The 18,715-nt window shown below is 58.9% G+C and carries 6 protein-coding genes and 4 pseudogenes; 4 read left to right on the top strand and 6 right to left on the bottom strand.

Annotated features, from left to right (window positions below):
* Window positions 1–243: 243 nt before the first annotated feature.
* Both IVB24_RS10675 and IVB24_RS10670 read right to left on the bottom strand, forming a co-directional pair.
* Window positions 244–1,173: a TauD/TfdA family dioxygenase gene (locus IVB24_RS10675; protein WP_247342271.1), complete on the bottom strand. Its 930-nt coding sequence runs from the start codon at window positions 1,171–1,173 to the stop codon at window positions 244–246.
* Between the two features lie 406 nt (window positions 1,174–1,579).
* Entirely contained in the window at window positions 1,580–2,827 is a 1,248-nt protein-coding gene (locus tag IVB24_RS10670; RefSeq protein WP_247376876.1) for a right-handed parallel beta-helix repeat-containing protein, read from the bottom strand.
* Window positions 2,828–3,187: 360 nt separating this feature from the next.
* Here IVB24_RS10670 and IVB24_RS10665 point away from each other — a divergent pair.
* The 3 pseudogenes from IVB24_RS10665 to IVB24_RS10655 all read left to right on the top strand — a co-directional run.
* Window positions 3,188–3,793: pseudogene (locus IVB24_RS10665) on the top strand (DDE-type integrase/transposase/recombinase); the annotation flags it as partial.
* Window positions 3,794–3,916: 123 nt separating this feature from the next.
* Window positions 3,917–5,047, top strand: a pseudogene (locus IVB24_RS10660) (IS3 family transposase).
* Window positions 5,048–5,218: 171 nt separating this feature from the next.
* Window positions 5,219–5,404, top strand: a pseudogene (locus tag IVB24_RS10655) (transposase); the annotation flags it as partial.
* 278 nt (window positions 5,405–5,682) lie between these two features.
* Here the strand turns inward: IVB24_RS10655 and IVB24_RS10650 are convergent.
* The 3 genes and pseudogenes from IVB24_RS10650 to IVB24_RS10640 form a co-directional block, all read right to left on the bottom strand.
* Entirely contained in the window at window positions 5,683–8,310 is a 2,628-nt protein-coding gene (locus tag IVB24_RS10650) for a Ulp1 family isopeptidase (protein WP_247282781.1), read from the bottom strand.
* A 1,162-nt stretch (window positions 8,311–9,472) separates the two neighbouring features.
* On the bottom strand, window positions 9,473–9,841 hold the full coding sequence (locus IVB24_RS10645) for a hypothetical protein (protein ID WP_026233973.1): 369 nt from the start codon (window positions 9,839–9,841) through the stop codon (window positions 9,473–9,475).
* Window positions 9,842–9,931: 90 nt separating this feature from the next.
* Window positions 9,932–10,350 (bottom strand): annotated as a pseudogene (locus IVB24_RS10640) (IS5 family transposase); the annotation flags it as partial.
* A 753-nt stretch (window positions 10,351–11,103) separates the two neighbouring features.
* On the opposite strand from IVB24_RS10640, the gene IVB24_RS10635 reads away from it, so the two are divergent.
* Window positions 11,104–11,748, top strand: a complete 645-nt coding sequence (locus IVB24_RS10635; protein ID WP_247342287.1) for an FMN-binding negative transcriptional regulator — start codon at window positions 11,104–11,106, stop codon at window positions 11,746–11,748.
* A gap of 742 nt (window positions 11,749–12,490) precedes the next feature.
* Here IVB24_RS10635 and IVB24_RS10630 read toward each other — a convergent pair.
* Complete coding sequence (locus IVB24_RS10630) at window positions 12,491–18,058, bottom strand: AAA family ATPase (RefSeq protein ID WP_247772851.1); 5,568 nt, start codon at window positions 18,056–18,058, stop codon at window positions 12,491–12,493.
* Between the last annotated feature and the right edge of the window lie 657 nt (window positions 18,059–18,715).

Genomic DNA, 18,715 nt, shown 5'->3' with positions numbered 1-18,715 from the left:
CGGCAAATCGACCGGACGCGGCCGGATGACTTGCGCCACTCGAATGCTGACTCATTTTCGTCGGTCGAGACGAGCTTTAGCATCTTACTCCAGCAAGGAGGTCGCCTCCCGAGTCTGCGGCGCGTTAGCCCTCCCATCCAATTGTGCGTGGCGTTCTGCTGGGTTCACTTCTCTTCTCAAACATCTATTCGCGCGAACATGCGATAAGAGCAGTGCATGATCGGTGAATTTTGCCGAGCCTTGCTAGGCAACCTTCGTGGACGGGTGCTTCGTCGTCTTGAGGCGCGTTACACTGCTTCGACCGTCGACGCTGACGGGCGCGTCACCATCGATTGTGGCACGATGAACGACGCGATGCTGGTCACCGTAATCGTTGACCGCATAATGCTGCGTTGCGCGGTTATCCCAGATCGCGACATCGCCTTCTTTCCAGCTCCAACGTACGGTGTTTTCGGGTGCCGTGATATGAGACTGGAATAGATCAAACAGCTTCTGACCGTCGCGTTTTGGGATACCAATAAACCTTTGCACCAGATCGCCGAGCACCAGGGCGCGCTCGCTGGTCTCGGGATGTACACGGACCACCGGGTGCTCCGTCTCATAGATCGTTTTGGTAAAGACCTCATCAAAATGCTTCTGGTCGATTTCGCGAACACGGCAGGTCCCAGCGTAGTCGAAGGCGTTGCTGTGAACGGTCCAGAGTTCGTCGGCAAGCCGTTGGAGCGGCCGCGGCAGATCCAGATAGGCGGCCACAGCGTTCGACCAAATCGTATCGCCACCGGACGATGGGACCACAATGGCTCGCAGCACCGCAAGTCTAGGATACGCCGCGAGAAAGGTTCCATCGGCGTGCCATACATCGGCCCGGCTACCTCCGCGCGCGGAATCAAGCTCGATGATCGAGGCCGTTCCATTGACCGTACCGAGTGTCGGATGCGGCACCAGCCTTCCCAAACAAGCAGCAAATCGCTCCTGCTCCGCGTCATCAAGATGCCCCTGATCGCGGAAGAAGATCACCTTGTGTTCGAGCAGCAAGCTGGTGATCTCAGCGATGGTTTGGCTCGGTAAATCACCCGAGAGCTTAATATTTCCGATTTCAACACCGATGCGCGCTGCGCGCTTGACGACGTCGGTCAGTGGAATGACCCTCTCGGTCGAAGCCGTTTGTTTCATTGCGAATATTTCCAAGCTTTGCGGATTCTTCAAGCGGACTAGGGCGCGTGTGACTAGGTTTCGTAGGCGAGCCTCGCGCTACGGGTACTCTCGAGCAAGCACCATGCCAGTTGGAAAACGGAGCTGTGAACGTCCCTCAGGTACGGGACCGGGTTTGAGTCGAACAGTTTGCCAGGAACTCGATGCCACCCCCCACCCTCTTTCCAACCCACCCGGGCCGGCCGCGAAAGGTATAGGGCGCATAGTCGATAGAAAATGTACCGCTCGGCACTCGAAGAGAAAGGCCATACGGTCCTCGTGCAACGTCGGGCAGCCAGCCTTGCGCGCTGTTCTCGTCCAGTATGCGCACTCCGCTTAACAGTTTGCGGCAATCGGCCAGTCTCGAGCCGCCTCTGCGAACGGACCATCACCGGCTCTCAAGGTGTCCGGGACCTGCCTTGGCCGTGATCACTGCCGAAACAGCATCGGCTGGAAATGGAAGAGGAATAGATGACCCTGGAAGAGCTCCAAACGATTGAACTACGGCTTCATCCAGGCGAAAGCCATTGATCCGCGGCACTGGGCTCGCGATGTTCTCGATGCACCGACGTCCGAGCACGGTAAGGCAGATGTTCTGCACGGTCCGGCTGGATTTGCCCAACAAGCCAAAGATATGTCCACTACCAGTCTTTACAGGTGTTTCAATGTTGTCAAAGTAGTTGCCCTCGATCAGCACTTGCACAGATGGTCCAGCATCCACTGCATGGAAGAATCCGCCGCTCTGTTGCGCATTCGTGTTGTGGAAGTAATTGTTGAGGAGATGAATAATAGCCTGGGCACCGTCAATGTGCGGCGCCCGCCCTGAGATCTCATGGAAATAGTTATTTGCGATGGTGATCGTCTGCGGGACACCAAGAAAAAGGAGATTCCAATAGTGCTCCCCGTTACAATAGGAGGAATAGGTATCGCTGCCATCGAAGTCGTTCCAGGAAATCGTAATATTCGTCGTAGGGCCAAGGCCGCCGGCAATCATCTGCCGCCCGATATTATGAAACCGGTTGTGATCGATCCAAACCAGGTCGGCTCGTGCAATTGCAATAGCATCGCCGGCAAATATCATGCCTTGATTGATATCACTGATGGTCAGGTTGCGAATAACGACGTTGCTGACCCCATTTAGGCGCAGCCCCTTCCCTTTGATTGTCGCGCTCGGGCCAACGCCGATCACCGTCTTGTTTGAGCCAATCTCCAGCGGGTGCTTGCCGGCCCTGTCGAAGCCGACCAATGTCTTCTCCTTGCCGTCGCAATGCGCATCGTTGCCATCTATAAGGAGAAGGGACTCACTTTTATACGGTGCCGAACAAGCACGGCCGTATTGGCAACCCTGCCCCTCGCCTTGCCCTTCCGTACCGGTAAAGTCTATGGTTCCGGCTACCTGAATCTCGCGCGGACTATTGTCATTGCAGCGCCCGAAGCTGTACGAACGACACAACTCATACTTCAGAGCTTTGGTTGATCTGACCTGAACTACCTCGCCTCCAAGGCCGCCCGTCGCTGCAGAGCCAAAGCCATTGAGGGCTTCCGATCGCACATAGTTCGATCCGAGCACGGAAGAGACGCCGACGACGACAGCAAGTCCACCGAGCACGCGCAACGACCGTTTGATGTGCTTCATCGTGTCCCTCATAGGCATGTGCTCTCTTTTACCCGGAAAACCCGCACGAGGACTTGAACTCTCGAACTCAAATGCTGAACTGGAATAGGCCATCAGCATCCGGCGTTAACGCCATCAGATCGTCCTCAATAAGGCAGGATCGGAATATCGGAACCATGCTACGCAACAGGTGCAGCCGCACGCTCCGCACCAGCTGTGATGGATCTGGGTAGCCATTGAGCCAATCACGGCCGATGAGAGCAGCGGTCGACCTTCGAGAGCCCCGTCAGAGGAATACTGTGGGGTGCAACACGTCTGGCCTAGGAGTTTAGTCCCAAGTTTTGATGGTGCATTCTTATCGCACGATTCGAAGGATGCGCTATGGGACAAGTTTTACACGGCTGCGCCACGACGACGGAGGCGGTCCGTCGAGCAATACAAAATAGTCAAGAGAGCCTGAGAGTGCTCGCCAAGCGCTATGGGATCAACCAGAAGACTGTCGCGAAGTGGAGGGAGCGCGAGACCGTCGCCGATCTCCCGACAGGCCCCAAAGAAGCCAAATCGACCGTGCTTTCCATCGAGGAGGAGGCGATCATCGTCGCTTTCCGGCGGCATACGCTATTGCCGCTCGACGATTGCCTCTATGCGCTCCAGCCGACCATCCCGCATCTGACGCGATCATCCCTGCATCGCTGTCTCCAGCGCCACGGGATCAGCCGATTGCCGGAGGTCGGAGGCAGCAAGCCTCCGAAGAAAAAATTAGAGGCTTATCCGATCGGCTATTTCCACATCGACATTGCTGAGCTCCAGACCGCTGAAGGCAAGCTCTACCTCTATGTCGCTATCGATCGCACCAGCAAAGTCGCCTTCGTGCAACTGGTCAGGAAGACGGGAAGGACCTCGGCCTCGACCTTCCTCGAAGCTCTGATCGCGGCTGTCCCCTACAAGATCCACACGGTTCTCACCGACAATGGGATCCAGTTCACTTTCCCCCCGCGCTACGCGGACGGCCCCACGGCAAGAGAGCTGGCTCCGCAAATTCGGACAGTAGCTTGAGTGGATTTTCTGCCTGACAGCGGCGAGGATTCTTGCCGCGAATCAGGAGCGAAGATGACGAAGAAGAGCCGCCGGACGCATTCTCCGGCATTCAAGGCGAAGGTTGCTTTGGCTGCGGTCAAAGGCGACAAGACGCTGGCGGAGCTGGCGCAACTGGTTGATGTTCATCCGAACCAGATCACGATCTGGAAAAACCAGCTCCTGGAAGGCGCCGCCGGCGTGTTTGGGCATGACAAGGCATCGGCCGAGACGCCGGTCGATTTGAAGGCGTTACATGCCAAGATCAGCGAGCTGGCGTTGGAAAACGATTTTTTGTCCGGCGCGCTCACCAAGGCGGGCCTGCTGAGCGCAAAGCGATGATCGACCGCGGTCATGATCTTTCTATCGTGCGCCAGGCGAAGGTCCTGAAGCTGGCTCGCAGCACGGTCTACTATGAACCTCGGCCAGTTTCGGCCGAGGACCTTGCCTTGATGCGTCGGCTCGATGAGCTGCATCTCGATTATCCCTTCGCGGGAGCGCGTATGCTGCGATCGTTGCTGCGGCGGGAGGGCGTATACGCCGGTCGCCGCCACATCGCGACGCTGATGAAGCGCATGGGGATCGAGGCGGTCTATCGTCGCCCGAACACGAGCAAGCCGGCACCGGGTCACAAGATCTACCCGTACCTGTTGCGCGGATTGAAGATCGAGGGGCCCGACCAGGCGTGGGCAATGGACATCACCTACATTCCGATGCGGCGTGGCTTCGTCTATCTCGCGGCGGTCGTCGATGTGTTCAGCCGACGGGTCCTGGCCCATCGCGCCTCGATCACAATGGAGGCGGCCTTCTGCGTCGAAGCGGTCCAGGAGGCGTTGGCGAAGCACGGCAGGCCCGAGATTTTCAACACGGACCAGGGCAGCCAGGTTCACCCGCCTCGAGTTCACCGATGTGCTGCTGGACGCGAAGATCGCCATCAGCATGGACGGCAAGGGCGCCTGGCGCGACAACGTGTTTGTCGAGCGGCTCTGGCGCACGGTCAAATACGAAGAAGTTTATCTCCGCGCCTACGACAGCGTGTCCGAGGCGCGAGCGTCAATTGCCAAGTATCTGGCCTTCTACAATCAGGGAGGCCCTCACTCGAGCCTTGACGGGCGCACGCCCGACGAGGCTTACTTCGGCACGCAAGCTATGGTGATGGTCGCATGACCGTCGCCGACGATTTTGTCGTCGCTCTGGTCGGGCTACGCCCTCCCGACGCAACGACAAAATCGTAAGGCCCCGCGTTCAGCATAACCCGGCAGGAATCCACTTAAATCCCGCGGGGCGCTGTCCAAACAACCGGGGTCAGCTCTGTCCGCCGCGTCACCAAGACCATCCATCCGCCGCGAGATGAAGCGCCGCGCCGCGGTCGAGCCGGTGATCGGTCACCTCAAGGCCGAACACCGCATGAGCCGCAACCACCTCAAGGGCCGCGCCCGCGACCGAATCAACCCCGTCCTTGCCGCCGCCGGCTTCAACTTCCACCTTTTGCTGCGCTGGTTCGAACGGCTTTTGCGGCCCTGATGCAGAGGCTCCGGTGCATCATCCGCCAGCCGCACTACGCTTGAACCAGCGCGTTGCGGGAAACTTCACGGACGACATCCTACGCCGCATCAGCGCTTTACGCCACGCTCGCCAACCTCTCAGCACGCCGGCGAATAAGACGGGCTAGCTCCGGCTCCGCTCTCGTTGTGAGACACCATCATGCTCTGCGAACGGGCCGATTGCAGACCTTCAATCGGGGCGAAGTTGCACTTCAACCCCTTCAACCAGCTGCGCGCGCTATTCAGTTGAAGCCGACATCAGCCCCTTAGTCGGTTTTGCAATGCCTGCCGGTCGACGACGAGGTTGAGGAGGTTCAGATCTGCCTGCCGTCTTCCCGCGAGCCGTCTGACCAGCTCCCGGGTACCATCGACCACAAAGACACCGCAATCATAGCCGTTCCTCTGCTCGCGTATGAGGGCATCTCGCAAATCGGCTCCCACCCGCGCTGCGAGCGTTTCTGCAGGTCCGGCATTGTATGGCTCTAAGGAGTCGTAGTGATAGGCAACCGGCCTGTCGCGATCGCGGCGATCTACCAGCAGAAACGACCAATGGGAGCCGCGGTCAAGGAGGTCCGTAGCGCTCGCATCACTCACCGGCAAGAACAGGAAGTCGGCCGTATCGTTGCCATTCAGATCGTTGACAATGCGATGGAATGCGTTCAGGGCGTCGCCCTCCGTACCATGGCCCACCTGAAAGGCGATGAGAGGATCGACGAACCGGGTCCGGGCGGCGAGGTTTGGATTGCTTTGCCGCAACTCCTGCGACAGGAGCTCGTAGTCCCGCTGGATATGCGCGTCACCCAGCCATTCCCTGGCTCCGAGCACCCGTCCGCTGCGGTCGCCGGCAGAGGCACTCGCCGTCGAAGCGCCGATCCGGGCATCAGGAACCGAGGATGGGCCAGGGTGATGGATCAGTTGGGCGTCGCGGCGTCCTCGCGGCCCCAATGCGATGGAGTAGGTCTCACCGTTGATAGAGACCGGCTGGGGAGCCATTCGCGAACTCGGCAACAGCATTCTATTGTCCAGTACATCGAGCAGGAAGTCCGGCACCGCCTGTGAGCCATGCTGCCAATCCTCGCCGACGAGATATCCGATCTCCTCGAGCTCTTGCGGCTTGCCTGATGGACCGATGAAGAACGGCGGTCTGCCGGTCGGGCTGAGCACCGGCCTTGACTGGGCGTCGTCACGCATTTCCTGCGGTGTGGACGGCAGATCAGCGAAAGAAGTCAAATCGCGGTAGATGTCTGAGGACCGAGCTGGCGCGCCCTCCGGAGTTGGCCACTCGAAGCCGGACGGCACTCGTGGAGACCAGGTGAAGCTCGAGCCGGCCGGGTCCTGCCAACCGGTCGGTCCAACCGGGCCTTGCGGCGCCGGCCACTCACTTGGATCGAAGTCGGACGGCACGCGCGGGGACCAGGTCGAGCTCGACCTAGCCGGTTCCTGCAAGCCGGCCTGCCCAAACGGACCTAGCAGCGGCGGCCACTCACTTTCGGACGGCGGAGTCGGCAAATCTCGCGCCCAGGTTGAGGTTGAGTTCGACCCAGCCCTCTGCTCAGGGAAGCTCACACCCAGCGCTCTGTTTGCCTCAACGAGTAGCAGATACTGCTTGAGCTTCTTGAGACCCACGCTATCAACTCTCCCTGTGGCTTCCCTGAAAGCCCGGAGGTCTGCGCCCAGCGAGCGCTGCTGCTCACTATTGCCGTTGATTCGACTCGCGATGCTCTCCCTACCCTCTGTGCGGAGCCAATCACTGAACTTGCGTCGGATCGAAGCAGTCTGTTGAATTATTTTTCTTCTCTGTTCGGAAGCTGGGTCGAGGTTTCTCAGCTCTTCGTTAGCCAGGCTCGCGATCAGGCTGGCGTCGTCGTCATAAGCACGAGGTCGTTGTCTGTGTCGCCTGGTCTCGAGACCCAGGTATTGTCGAAAGAGATTGAGTGGGGCGCCCGGCTTTGTGGCTTTCTGGTACGCCGAATGATCTGCGCTCAATGACCGCTGCTGCTCAGCATTGCCCTCGATGCGGTCCATGATGCTCGGCCTGCCCTCTCTTCGAAGCCAATCACTAAAAGAGCGTAGGCTGGACGCCTTCGTCGAAGCGTCGTGTTTCTCCTTGCGAGTCGCGTCGGATCCAAGCTTGGATAGAGCGTCCGTCAAAAAGTCATCGATAATGGAGACGTCCTCCGGATGAGCCGCCAATGTTTGGCGCCCCATCAGGCGGGGCCCGGCGCCGACAGCTTGGAGCCCGTCAGCCCCGATCCTGCGAAGATGAGACAATGCCACGCTGAGGCGATCATCATGATCGCCGCCAGCTTCGACGTACTCGTCGATGTCGACGGCGAGCGACCTTGGCTCGTTGAACGCCCGAGGAGCCAGGGGATCCTTGTTCTGCGCTCGGAGCCAACGAGCAAACCCGTTGAGCGCTATCATATTGTTCCTGATCGTATCAGGGGGAACCGTTCCAGTCCCGCGGCCTCTGGTGCCATCGGGAGCAACTCTGTAGCTTTTGACGTTTTCCACGAACTGGCCGATCATCCGCTCGTCCTCGGGGTGCATCGGTTGCGCTCGCGTACCCACCCAGGCTGGGGCGGATATGGGATTTCCAGCCTGGAAATTCTGGAGTGCATTCAAGGCTGGCCCCACATGGTGCCTGCTATTGGCGCTCGCCACCTTATTAAATTCATCTTTATAGGCTGTCAGCAGCTCAGCATTGCCAAGCAGGTCGTTCAGAGTGACGCCTTTGGGTTGGAGGAATTCGCTGAACTTTCGAAGAGCCATCACATAATTATCGATCGTCTTCGCGGTACGGTTCGCGCTGCCCAATGCCGTCTTGAACTCTTCAATCAGCTCCAGGTCTGCCTCGGACGGACGACTGCGCTTTGCAAAGTCCATGCGAAGCTCCGAGGAGACGACATCAAACGCTGGGCCGCCGGACCACTTCTCACGGTGGCTTCCTCCAAAGACTTTGCTTAGTCCTGATTTGACCCGAGAGAACAGTCCACGGGGCTTGTTGTCCTTCGTCCGCGCCGTAGGTTGTTCCTCCGAGGGCGCTGCGTAGCGCATGCTGCTGAATGGCCCCTCCCGCAAGTCAGACCGGTAATTATTTGCAGCCGAACCAAGATGAGCGTGCGGAACATCGACGCTGTGACGCGCGCTGCTGAACGCATTGCTCCGCAGATTGGACCTTGGCGGCATTCGCATCGAACCACCAACGTCCGTACGCTGGATGTTTTCATGCGACCGTGCGGCTGGAGTGTCGGGGGAACTACCCCCCGAACTCTCCTCAGGAGAGCGGAGTTGCAGCTCGCCCAATTGCTGCTCGAAGCCAGCTTGATCCGCCTCTTGCCGCGCACTCTGCAGCTCCTGCAGCTCGGCGTGCCAGCGCATCCAATAGTCCGGATCGTTATAGATCGGTTCCACACCACTCTCCTACTAGATGAGACGACTCTTCAAGCCGCCTGGCAGCGACACCGGCGCGAAAAGCTAGACGTCAAGATCGCCAATTGAACAACAAGGGACCGTTATCGCGCGCGCTCCGAGCTCGTGCATTGCCGCAGAAGAGCGCCCCGGATTCCTGGGCAACAGCTGAGCTATCGCCAAACCTTAAACCAACGAAACCAAATACTCGCACGGTCCAAAAAGCCATGGTGCCGCCTCCCCCCTTCCAGGCAAGAAGGGCATGCGGCCACACCGCGATCGAAACTGGGCCGCCCCATTGCTGTTGGAAGGCGTCCGGGGTTTGAGAAGTTCCCTTGCAAACTCTCTTCGTCTTCAGTTCAATGTCCTCACATTAGCTACAACCAGCCGGCCGTGCCTGCACAATCAATACTCAAACGCACCTGCGCTCTTAGGACATTGAAGCCTCTCCTTCCGATCATGAAGCTTCACCGCATGTATGATTCGGACTGTACAACCTGACGCTACGTAGACTTCAACCCCGATCGCAGAGCCGGCTCCGGAAATGAGCTATCGCCAAATTTTGGTGACGGACGGGCCGGTCATGCGGCGGCGGTTTTGGGCTGACGGTCGGTCGGCTTGGCGATGCAGCACCTCCTCAGGGCTGAGAATGAAGGCCAGTGTCTTTGGCGCCTTTGGCGCACTGAATGATCTGGTCGAAATCCCAATCGAGGCCGAGCGTGGCGCGGTAGAGAAATCGAAGCGCCGCGACGGTCACTTGCACCGAGCGTGGCGCCAGCTTCTTCTCGTTCGTCAAATAGACCGGGTAGGCGTGCCAATCGGTCGGCAAGTCGTCGTCGGCGATCTCGTGTTCGTCTGCCCGCCGCCTGGGCCGGTTTCCATCTTCGGCCTCGAGCGCGGACCCTTTCGGAAGGGATCGTGCGCCGGCGGCGCCGCGCCGCTCATCAAGACTGTCGGTGCGGCCCCGGGTGCACACATCGAGATCGGCGCCGCCGTCGCGATCCATGGCGTGCTGCTGCCCCGATCCCGCCTCAGCCCGTCGACGCTCAGGGACGACCGCTTTCGCCTTGGGCGGGTAATCGTCGTTCCGCCTGGCATCGCTCAGCGCATGGAGTTTTGTCGTGCGGCCGCCTCGCGAGCGGCCGATTGCTTGATTGTGCTCCCCCCTTTTCCGCCGGAGGCACACCGGTGAGCTTTAATCGAGGTCGAGTCGAGCGAAAGCGCGACGGCATCTTTGCCGGGCTTGGCCAGCGCTTCAAAGATCGCGCACCATCGTCCGCGCTTTGCCCAACGATTGAAGCGATTGTAGATCGTCGTGTAAGGCCCGTATTCAGGGGGACAATCGCGCCACCGCGCACCCGATTGCAGCATCTGAATGAAGCCGCTGATAATGCGCCGATCGTCGTCCCGATCCGGTCCGGTCAGTCCCGTCGGCAGGTGAGGTTCTATCCGCGCCCACTGCTTATCATTCAACCAAAACAGGCCGCCACGCATCGCTCGTCCCCGAATCAAAATATGCGGAAGAGAATCACGTGGCGCAAATTAGGTACAGACCCTAGGCTAGGAGGATGGGCCGTCGCTCTTGACGTGCTGGACCGGCGGGAGGCGCTTGAGCTCTTCGCCATTTTCGACCAGCACCAGAACGCGTGGTGCATTCGCATCCCGCGGGAAACAGATAGGCGGCGCGGCTGGGATCCTCGTCATCCTGGATTGCACGTCGGATGTTAGGCCCCTGTCTGCGATATAGGTGGGCCAGATTGGGCCTGTATGTCGCGTGCCAGACACATCTCACAGACGGACGCCTCTTATCGACTTCTTGACCGGCGATCATCACGCCGCCGGAATGGCCAAGATTTCCTTGCTTTTGATATGTCCGTCCAGTGCCGGCGCGGATCTAGCACAACCAGTCACCGCCAACCTGCGACTCGCGGCGCGGCGAGCTGATGCGGCAAGGGCTCAGCCGCAACTCTGGCGTCCCACTCATAGCTCTAAGGTGAAGCTGCTCATGTGCTGCAGTCATCGGCACGAAGAGCCGAATTCGTCTGCAGGCGGTCCGTGGAAGGCAACGGCTGGCCAGCGTGCAAACGCACCCTCCGATCTGCACCTGCACCTTTGACTCATCATAGGCTTACTGGCCCAGGGGCCTAGAGCGCGGAGGAATGAAAATACCCACCAAAACTGATCGTTTCTGTGATCCGACACGAGGCGTACCCTAGTCCGAATCATGAGTCGCCCGGCTTTCCGTCGGGCTGCCGGGGAGCTTCGTCGATGTACACGCCGCGCTCCTTCCAAGTTGTCGATATCACCGACGTTCATCGGACGATGCGCGAGGCACGCACGGCGACACTGATCACCGCTACTCACGAAGGGCTTGTTGGAACGATGCTGCCCGTAGTACTCGACGAGCGCGAAGGCTCCATGGGCACGATTTACGCCCACGTGGCGCGTGCGAATCCGCAGTGGAAGCTGACACCGGCTGGCGAGGCGATGGCCATTTTCGCTGGGCCGGAGGCCTATGTCAGCCCCTCCTGGTACGTGACCAAGCACGAGAGAGGCGAGGCCGTACCGACGTGGAACTATGTCGCTGTGCATGCCTACGGGCCGATCGAATTCTTCGATGATGCCGATCGGCTGCGAAAGGTGGTCACGCGGCTGACCGATGTGCATGAGCGCTCGGGCAAAGACCGCTGGGCGGTGTCTGACGCCCCTGCCGATTTCATCAAAACGGAGCTGAAGGGGATTGTCGGCCTGCGATTGCAAATTACACGGTTGGATGGGACGCGGAAGATGAGCCAGAACCGCAACGCGGCGGATCGCGCCGGCGTCATCGAGGGGTTATCAAAGAGCGACCGTGACGAAGACCGTCGTGTGGCTCACCTCATTGCGATGACGAACCCGAACGACGTATTGTGAACGACGCGGTACCACCTGCATTTCTCCATATCCTCGACTGCTCTCCTTCTGCACAGCGATGCGCCGGCAGCGGACGGTTCCTGCTCGCGGCAGGTGCTTTTCACAGAGCAGAGAAAACCATACAGGACGCCATCGCTTGCGCGTCAGCTATTGCAACCGCCAACAGCGGCGCGCGGCCCCGAGGCCAACTCCGGAGAAGAAGAGCGGTACCTCGGTTGCAATCCGAGGTGCGCTTCGGGGCGCATGACAGAATGCTCTGCATTGAGATCGGATTCAAGTGGGCTGCCCCGGCTCCACGGTTCTCAAAGCAAGCGGTTTCGAAACCAGTTTAGTACGGAATGTTGCCATGGGCCGAACTGATCACCCACACTGAAGATCTGCACTGCCACAGGCGACGGTTGCATGCATTAAGTTAAATCATGTCGCCCTCCCGACTCAAACAAAAGATGCTTTGGAGGGCGATTGCCGTCATTCTCTCGAACACTGCGTGTGCAGCTTTCGTCTTATTCCGCTTGACGCCCTGCAAGCCTCTGAGACTTGCAGGAAGCCCTCAAAGCGTCTTGAATCCGACGTTAGGGTCAGATTGCAGATCTTCTGACAATTCGCGACAATCTGCGCACGCTCCAACACTCCCCGATGGGCAGTAAGAAACGCGAATGTCTCAAATCCTCGAGGTCTCGCCGTTGCTTCTGTCACGATGATCGGGGCTCCCGGAGCGCCCTGCTCGATGTCGAATTCGAGCCTAAGACGTTGAAGAGACCTGTTCCGACCGATCCACGCCCTCCGGCGCAACCGGCATGCTGAACTGAAAGACGGCCCCGCGAGGATCATTGGCGCCCGCCCACATCCGGCCTCCGTGCGCCTCAATAATAGAATGGCAAATGGCCAGCCCCATGCCCATGCCTTCGGACTTGGTGGTGTAAAACGCATCGAACACGCGGTCAGCGCAGTTCGGATCGAATCCTGGACCCGTATCCCGAAAAGTGACCACTACGTTATTCGAGTCATCTGTCCGCGCACTGATCAGTAACTCGCGATCACTTTCGTTGATCTCGCTCATGGCCTCGATGGCGTTCGTGATCAAATTGAGAATCACCTGCCGCACCTGGACGCGATCTGCCCGGACGAGCGGCAACGCCTCAGTCCGTCGCGTTTGCACCCATACATCATTTTTCGCAAGTTCCGCGCGAACTAGGCCCAGCACCTCTAAAATCAATTCGTCAATTGCGAGAAGCTCCGTTTGCATAGGAGCCTTATTCATAAGAGCGCGGATCCGGCGGATCACGTTCCCCGCTCGCATACTGTCACGGACAATCAACCCGAAGGTCTGCCGAACTTCTTCCAGATTTGGCGGTTGAGCACCGAGCCAATTTAGCCCCGCCCCCGCATTACTCCTGATCGCGGCAATCGGCTGGTTGACTTCATGGGCGATTGAGGCGGCCAGCTGTCCCATTGTCGTGATCCGATTGGCGTGTGCCAGCCCCATCAGAGTCTCGCGATACCGTCGTTCGCTTTCACGGGCTTCCGCTTCCGCTCTCTTTCGCTCTGTCAGGTCGAGGACGAAGCCAACACCTTGGTCGTCTCGCGCATCGAATACGGCGAGGCCAACTAGCACCGGCACGCGGCTGCCATCCTTGCGGACATACTCTTTCTCGAACTGCTGAACCGCTCCGGTCCTTTTTGCTTCTGTTTCCGCATTCAGTGTACGCTCGTGCCATTCTGGCGGTGTCAGGTCGAGACCGTTCACTCGCCCCGCGACGAGATCCTCTCGGTCGTATCCAACCATCGTGAGAAAGCTTTGATTTGCTTCGATGATCTCGCCTCCTTCGCGAATGATAAATATTCCAATGATGTTAGCGTCAAGTAAGCGCCGGATTTTCGACTCCCGTTGCTGAACTTCGCTGTACAACCGGCTGTTTTCCAGCGCTGTTGCAGCTTGGGAGGCAAGCATTTTAAGTACCGAGTTGCGGGCAGCCGAGAATATGCGCGCGGCGAGATTATTCTCCAGATAAAGTACGCCGATCAGCTTGCCCTGCGTGATCAGTGGCAGGCAAAGAATAGAACGCGCTTTGCGCTCGCGGATATACGGATCTTCCGCAAATGAAGGCTCGGCGACAGCATCTTCGAGAATGACGTTTTCGCGGACACGCAGGACGAAATGCAGCACGGACTCGGGAAGGGCCATCGGCGTTACGGGCTGTTCATTCACCTTTACAAGCAGCGCATCCGCTACCGTTGTGGCTTCCGCCTCGATCCGTGGCTCGCCTCCATGTAGCAGAATCAACAAACCTCGTTCGGCGCCGGCCTGCTCAATGGCAGTCTGCATAAGCGTGTCGATTAGCTTTTGAAGAACAATCTCGCCGGAAATCGCCTGCGACACTTTTGTCACCGTCGCGAGGTCAAGATGCTCAACCGGAGCTCCGATCCGCAGGCCATTCACGGCAGGAGCGGTCTCCTCATGGCTGAGATGGGGATTCAGCTCGTCGAGCTGACGCACTTTGCCATCCGCCCCCCAACGAAGGTAGCCGCGCCGGGCGTCCTGCAGGTAAACCCGGGATATTCTGTCAAAACCACGCGCAGCATAAAAGCGCGCTGCAAGCTCGCAAGCGATTGCCTCGTGGTGGGCGAAACCGTTACGTGCTGCGGTCTGGATTGCGTGTTCATACAGTCGCATTGCGTGTGCATCCCGGTATTCGAGCCTTGCAATTTCAGCGCCGACCAAGGTAGCCCGATTCTCAAAATTTTCGGGGCAATTCGTCGCCCATATCTGCAGCTGTCTGTAATGGGCATCAATGATAAGCCAATGTTGCTGTTGTTCGCTTTCGCCTAGCTTGTCGCAGTAACATGAGTGAGACAGCGCACCAAAGAAGTGAAACTCCGCGATCAAGGGCTCTGTCGGCAGAGTCCATAATTTGGGCTCCGCCTTGGAGCGAGCATCAACAGCCGCAGCATAATCGCCGGCTAGAAATCGCGCCTGAAGTTTGCGGATCCAGTAGACGGTTTCACTAGGTGACAGCTCCAGACTCCGAGCCAACGATCGCTCGACCTCTAGCTCGTCAAACTGTTGGTCATCCAAGCAACCGAATGAGCGCGTGAGGCCGCGCATGCTTCTAATGATTGCGAGCTGAGCGGCTACGGTATCAGCAGCAAACTGAACCTTTCTATCCCGTATCGTAGCAAAGCTTTTCTCTATCTCGTTCTGCACCTCTTTCAGGGGATCTCCGGCCATCATCATATTTGAGGTTAGATGAAGCAAGCTGTACGCCTCATAGATGACATCGCCGCTGCTGACCGCAGCTGCGAGCGCTCGCCGAATCAAAACTCGGCCACCTCTTAGGGGCTTCGTCCACGGGATCACGTTGCACCCGAAGGCCAAATAGACGGGAGCCCGAAAGCGGGAGAACTCACCGCGATCAACCAGGTCGCAAGCAAGACGACCAAATTTGTCAGCTGCTTGGTAGTCGCCGAAGCGCCCGGCCAAGATTCGGCCCAGCCATGCGTAATGGGCGCAAGAAGCATCAGTGTTGCCGTATCCGAGGCTGATGGTGACAGCTCTGCAGATGACCAGAGCGGATAAATTGGCGTCCGTGAAACCTGCGGGCGGAAGAATGCGCGTCAAGACGGCAAGCGTGGCAAGCATGGTCTGATCTGTCATTGCAGGCAACCTAGAAAGATCCTCGATTGCCTCGGGCAGCTGTGACCACATCCGCTGATATTCAGTTAATGTTTCCTGGTCCGTCGGATGCTGCGACCACTCGATCCCGACGTCGTGAAGATATTCGAGCCCTGTGAGCACTGCCCGCCCGTGCTGGCCGAGCGCCAAGTAAAGATCGACCCGCAAGCATGCGACCGTTGCTCGCTGGGGCGCGTTCAAGGCGCGCTTCGACAGTACCGACAGGAGGCTCTCTGCAATGTCCAGCTGGCCTACCAAGAATTCGCATTCAGCCCGGCTTGTCTCCAGTGCAAACGCGAGTTCGTGGCGCCTTCCCCAAGAGTGCTCCGCGAGCAGCGCAGCACCGACGGTGAAATATGTGAGTGCCGAGGCGTAGGCAGCCGACGCCCTGGCACGCTGCCCTGCGACGAAATTCAGCTCTGCGAGCTGCTCACGCTCATGACCGGAGGCAATTAGCGCGACGCCTCGATTGAGTTGGCTGACGATGTCGAAGATAGCCTCTTCGCGTTTGTGCGCAGGAACGTGTGCCGCCAGCAACCGACCGATCCGCAGATGGGCAGGAGCGCGCGAGGATTCCGGCACCAGGAAGTAGGCCGCCTCTTGAACGCGATCATGGAGGAAGCGGTAGGCTGTTCCGTGGCGCGCGATGAGTTCCTGCCGGATCGCCGGCCACAGGGTCGCATGCACCTTCTCCTGCGAAATTTCGAGCACGATCGCAAGCTCCGCCGTCCCGGCGATGTTGCCGAAACAGGCCAGCTGTTGCAGCGCGTCCTGCGTTGCCTCAGGCAGGCGGATGAGCTTGCCGAGCATCAGATCCACGACATTCTTGGTGTACGCTTTTGCGTGAATACGCTCGAGATCCCACCGCCAGCGCGCCGACTCGTGATCGAACGTCAATAGCTGCTCTTCGGCCAGTTCAGAAAGGAATTGAATGGCGAAGAACGGATTACCCATCGTCTTCTGATGCACCAACTTTGCAAGCGGGGCAGCGCGTTTTAGTCCGCAGCGAAGGGTATCCGCGACTAACCGCGCGACATCGTCTGCAGCGAGCGGCGAGAGCGTGATCTCCTCGAAATTTACGTCGGCTCTCCTGAAGGAGTCGAGCTTGCGTTTGAGTGGATGGCCTGCATCAAGTTCGTTGCTGCGGTAAGCTCCAATCAGCAGCAGGTGCAGATCCGACTGCGTCAGGAGATCCTCGATCAAGTCGAGCGTTGCGGCATCATGCCACTGCAAATCGTCGAGGAAGAGCACCAAAGGATGGGTTCGCCGCGCGAACACGCCAATGAAGCGGCGAAGCACCAGCTGGAAACGCATTTGCGCTTGCCGGGCTGGAAGCTCAGCAACTGCGGGCTGCTCGCCAATGATCAGGCTCAGATCGGGGATCAATTCGACCATCAGTCGTCCATTCGTGCCGAGCGCCTCCAGGAGCGCTTGCCGCCAGGTGGCGAGTTCGCCCTCACTTTTGCTGAGAAGAGGACGGACAAGACTCTGAAACGTCTGCACTAGCGTCACATAAGGAACGTCGCGCTTCAGTTGGTCGAATTTGCCTGATACCAACTGCCCGCGCGAGGGCACCAGTGCTTTGTGTAGCTCCTGGACGAGCGAAGACTTACCGACACCGGAATAACCGGCGACGAGCACCAACTTCGGCGCGCCGCTCTTCACCGCGCGATCGAAAGAGGCAAGCAAAACCTCGATCTGAAGGGCTCTGCCATAGAGCTTCTCGGGGATGAGCAGCCGATCAGGTGTGTCGTCTGTGCCGAGCTCAAACGGGTCGATGCGACCGTGGTTGGCCCATGCTGCGAGACAGTGTTGCAGATCGTGCTCAAGGCCAGCGGCAGTCTGGTAGCGTTCCTCGGCGGTTTTCGCGAGGAGTTTCATCACAATCTGAGATATCGGCTCCGGGAGGTTTTGCGACTTCTCGACGGGCGGTGTTGCTTTTCTTGCAATATGACAATGGATCCACTCCGAGGGATCTGAGCCCGTGAACGGCAGCGCGCCGGTCAGCAGCTGGTAGAATGTCACGCCAAGTGAATAGAGATCACTGCGACAATCGACCGAGCGATTCATTCGTCCGGTCTGTTCGGGCGCCATGTAGGGCAGCGAGCCGGCGATGAACTCGGCAGGCTCAGGCGGCACGCGCTCGCGGGAAAGACGGGAAGCCAGACCAAACCCAGTGAGTCGCACCTGTTCGTCAGGACAATTGACCAGAATGTGAGCGGGTTTCAGCTCCTTGTGGACCAAGCCGTGCCGGTGAAGCCTGCCCACGGCCCTCGCGATACCAACAGCGAGGCGCAGGAAGCGCTTCGGCTCCATACGGATCCCGAGTAAATTTAGCAGTGGCTCGCCGCATGGATCCTCCAGGACCAGCATAGTCCGACCGGCTTCCCGGATGAGTTCCAACGGCCGCACCGCCCATCCCTCGTCTAGCTCCTCCCTCAGCTCGTACTCATGGGCGAGGCGGTCGAGCGTCGCTGGGTGTTCCGCGATGGGCCGCACGACAAGCACGACAGCCCTGCTGCCGTGGATTTGCCGGTGCCACCCACGGCAGAACGCGCGATCACCGTCCTCCCACAGGAGCTGGATGTCACTGTCGATGCTTGAGCCGAACAGAGTTCGGCTGAGGTCCCGCGGCATTTGCCCGCCCGATCAATAAGGACTGAGCAGGAAGCTGACACATATCGGGCGAGCTTGTGAAGAGACTTCGCAAAGGGGCCGGATTACCGATTAAGGCCGCCAAAGAGTGGACGGCGGCACGCCGAGATGCGACTTACACACCGAATACGTGGCCCAAGCGTGTCGATCAAGCCCAATCCTGCGCGCCGGCTGAGCCTGCACAGAATCGGCGGCGGCGCTCTCGCTAGCGCAGTGTGTCGGCGAAGGATTGTATTCGATGGAGTGGGCTCGTGGCCCGTTACCCGACCATGGCGCACTGCCCGACGTGCAGCAGGGCCCGGATCGCTGCTTCCGTTCTAAGACCCGAGGAGAAGCAAGATGCTCGCTCGAGTCGCTGAACATAAACGCCGCAAGGGCGCTCAGGCTAGAAATCCCGGCGACACGAGCGGTGCTGTTTTCGAAATCGACGTTCACTCCTGGCTCCATTGTTGGAATGCGCAATGCAGTCATCGACTCTGAACCACAGCATGAAGGGCAGATCTGAAAGCCAAGTGTGAGCGAAACCGCGCCCATAACTATTCTCTTCATTCCTCCAATGATGGAGCAACTGACCCGCGACAAAGGCACCCCTGATGCTCACCGAGCGCCCGTATAGGCCCTCGCTGATCGGAATGCCGC

This window comes from Bradyrhizobium sp. 192 (assembly GCF_023100965.1).
Taxonomy (GTDB): domain Bacteria; phylum Pseudomonadota; class Alphaproteobacteria; order Rhizobiales; family Xanthobacteraceae; genus Bradyrhizobium; species Bradyrhizobium symbiodeficiens.
Note: the sequence above shows the minus strand (reverse complement) of the source record. Positions and strands in the feature narration are given on the sequence as shown.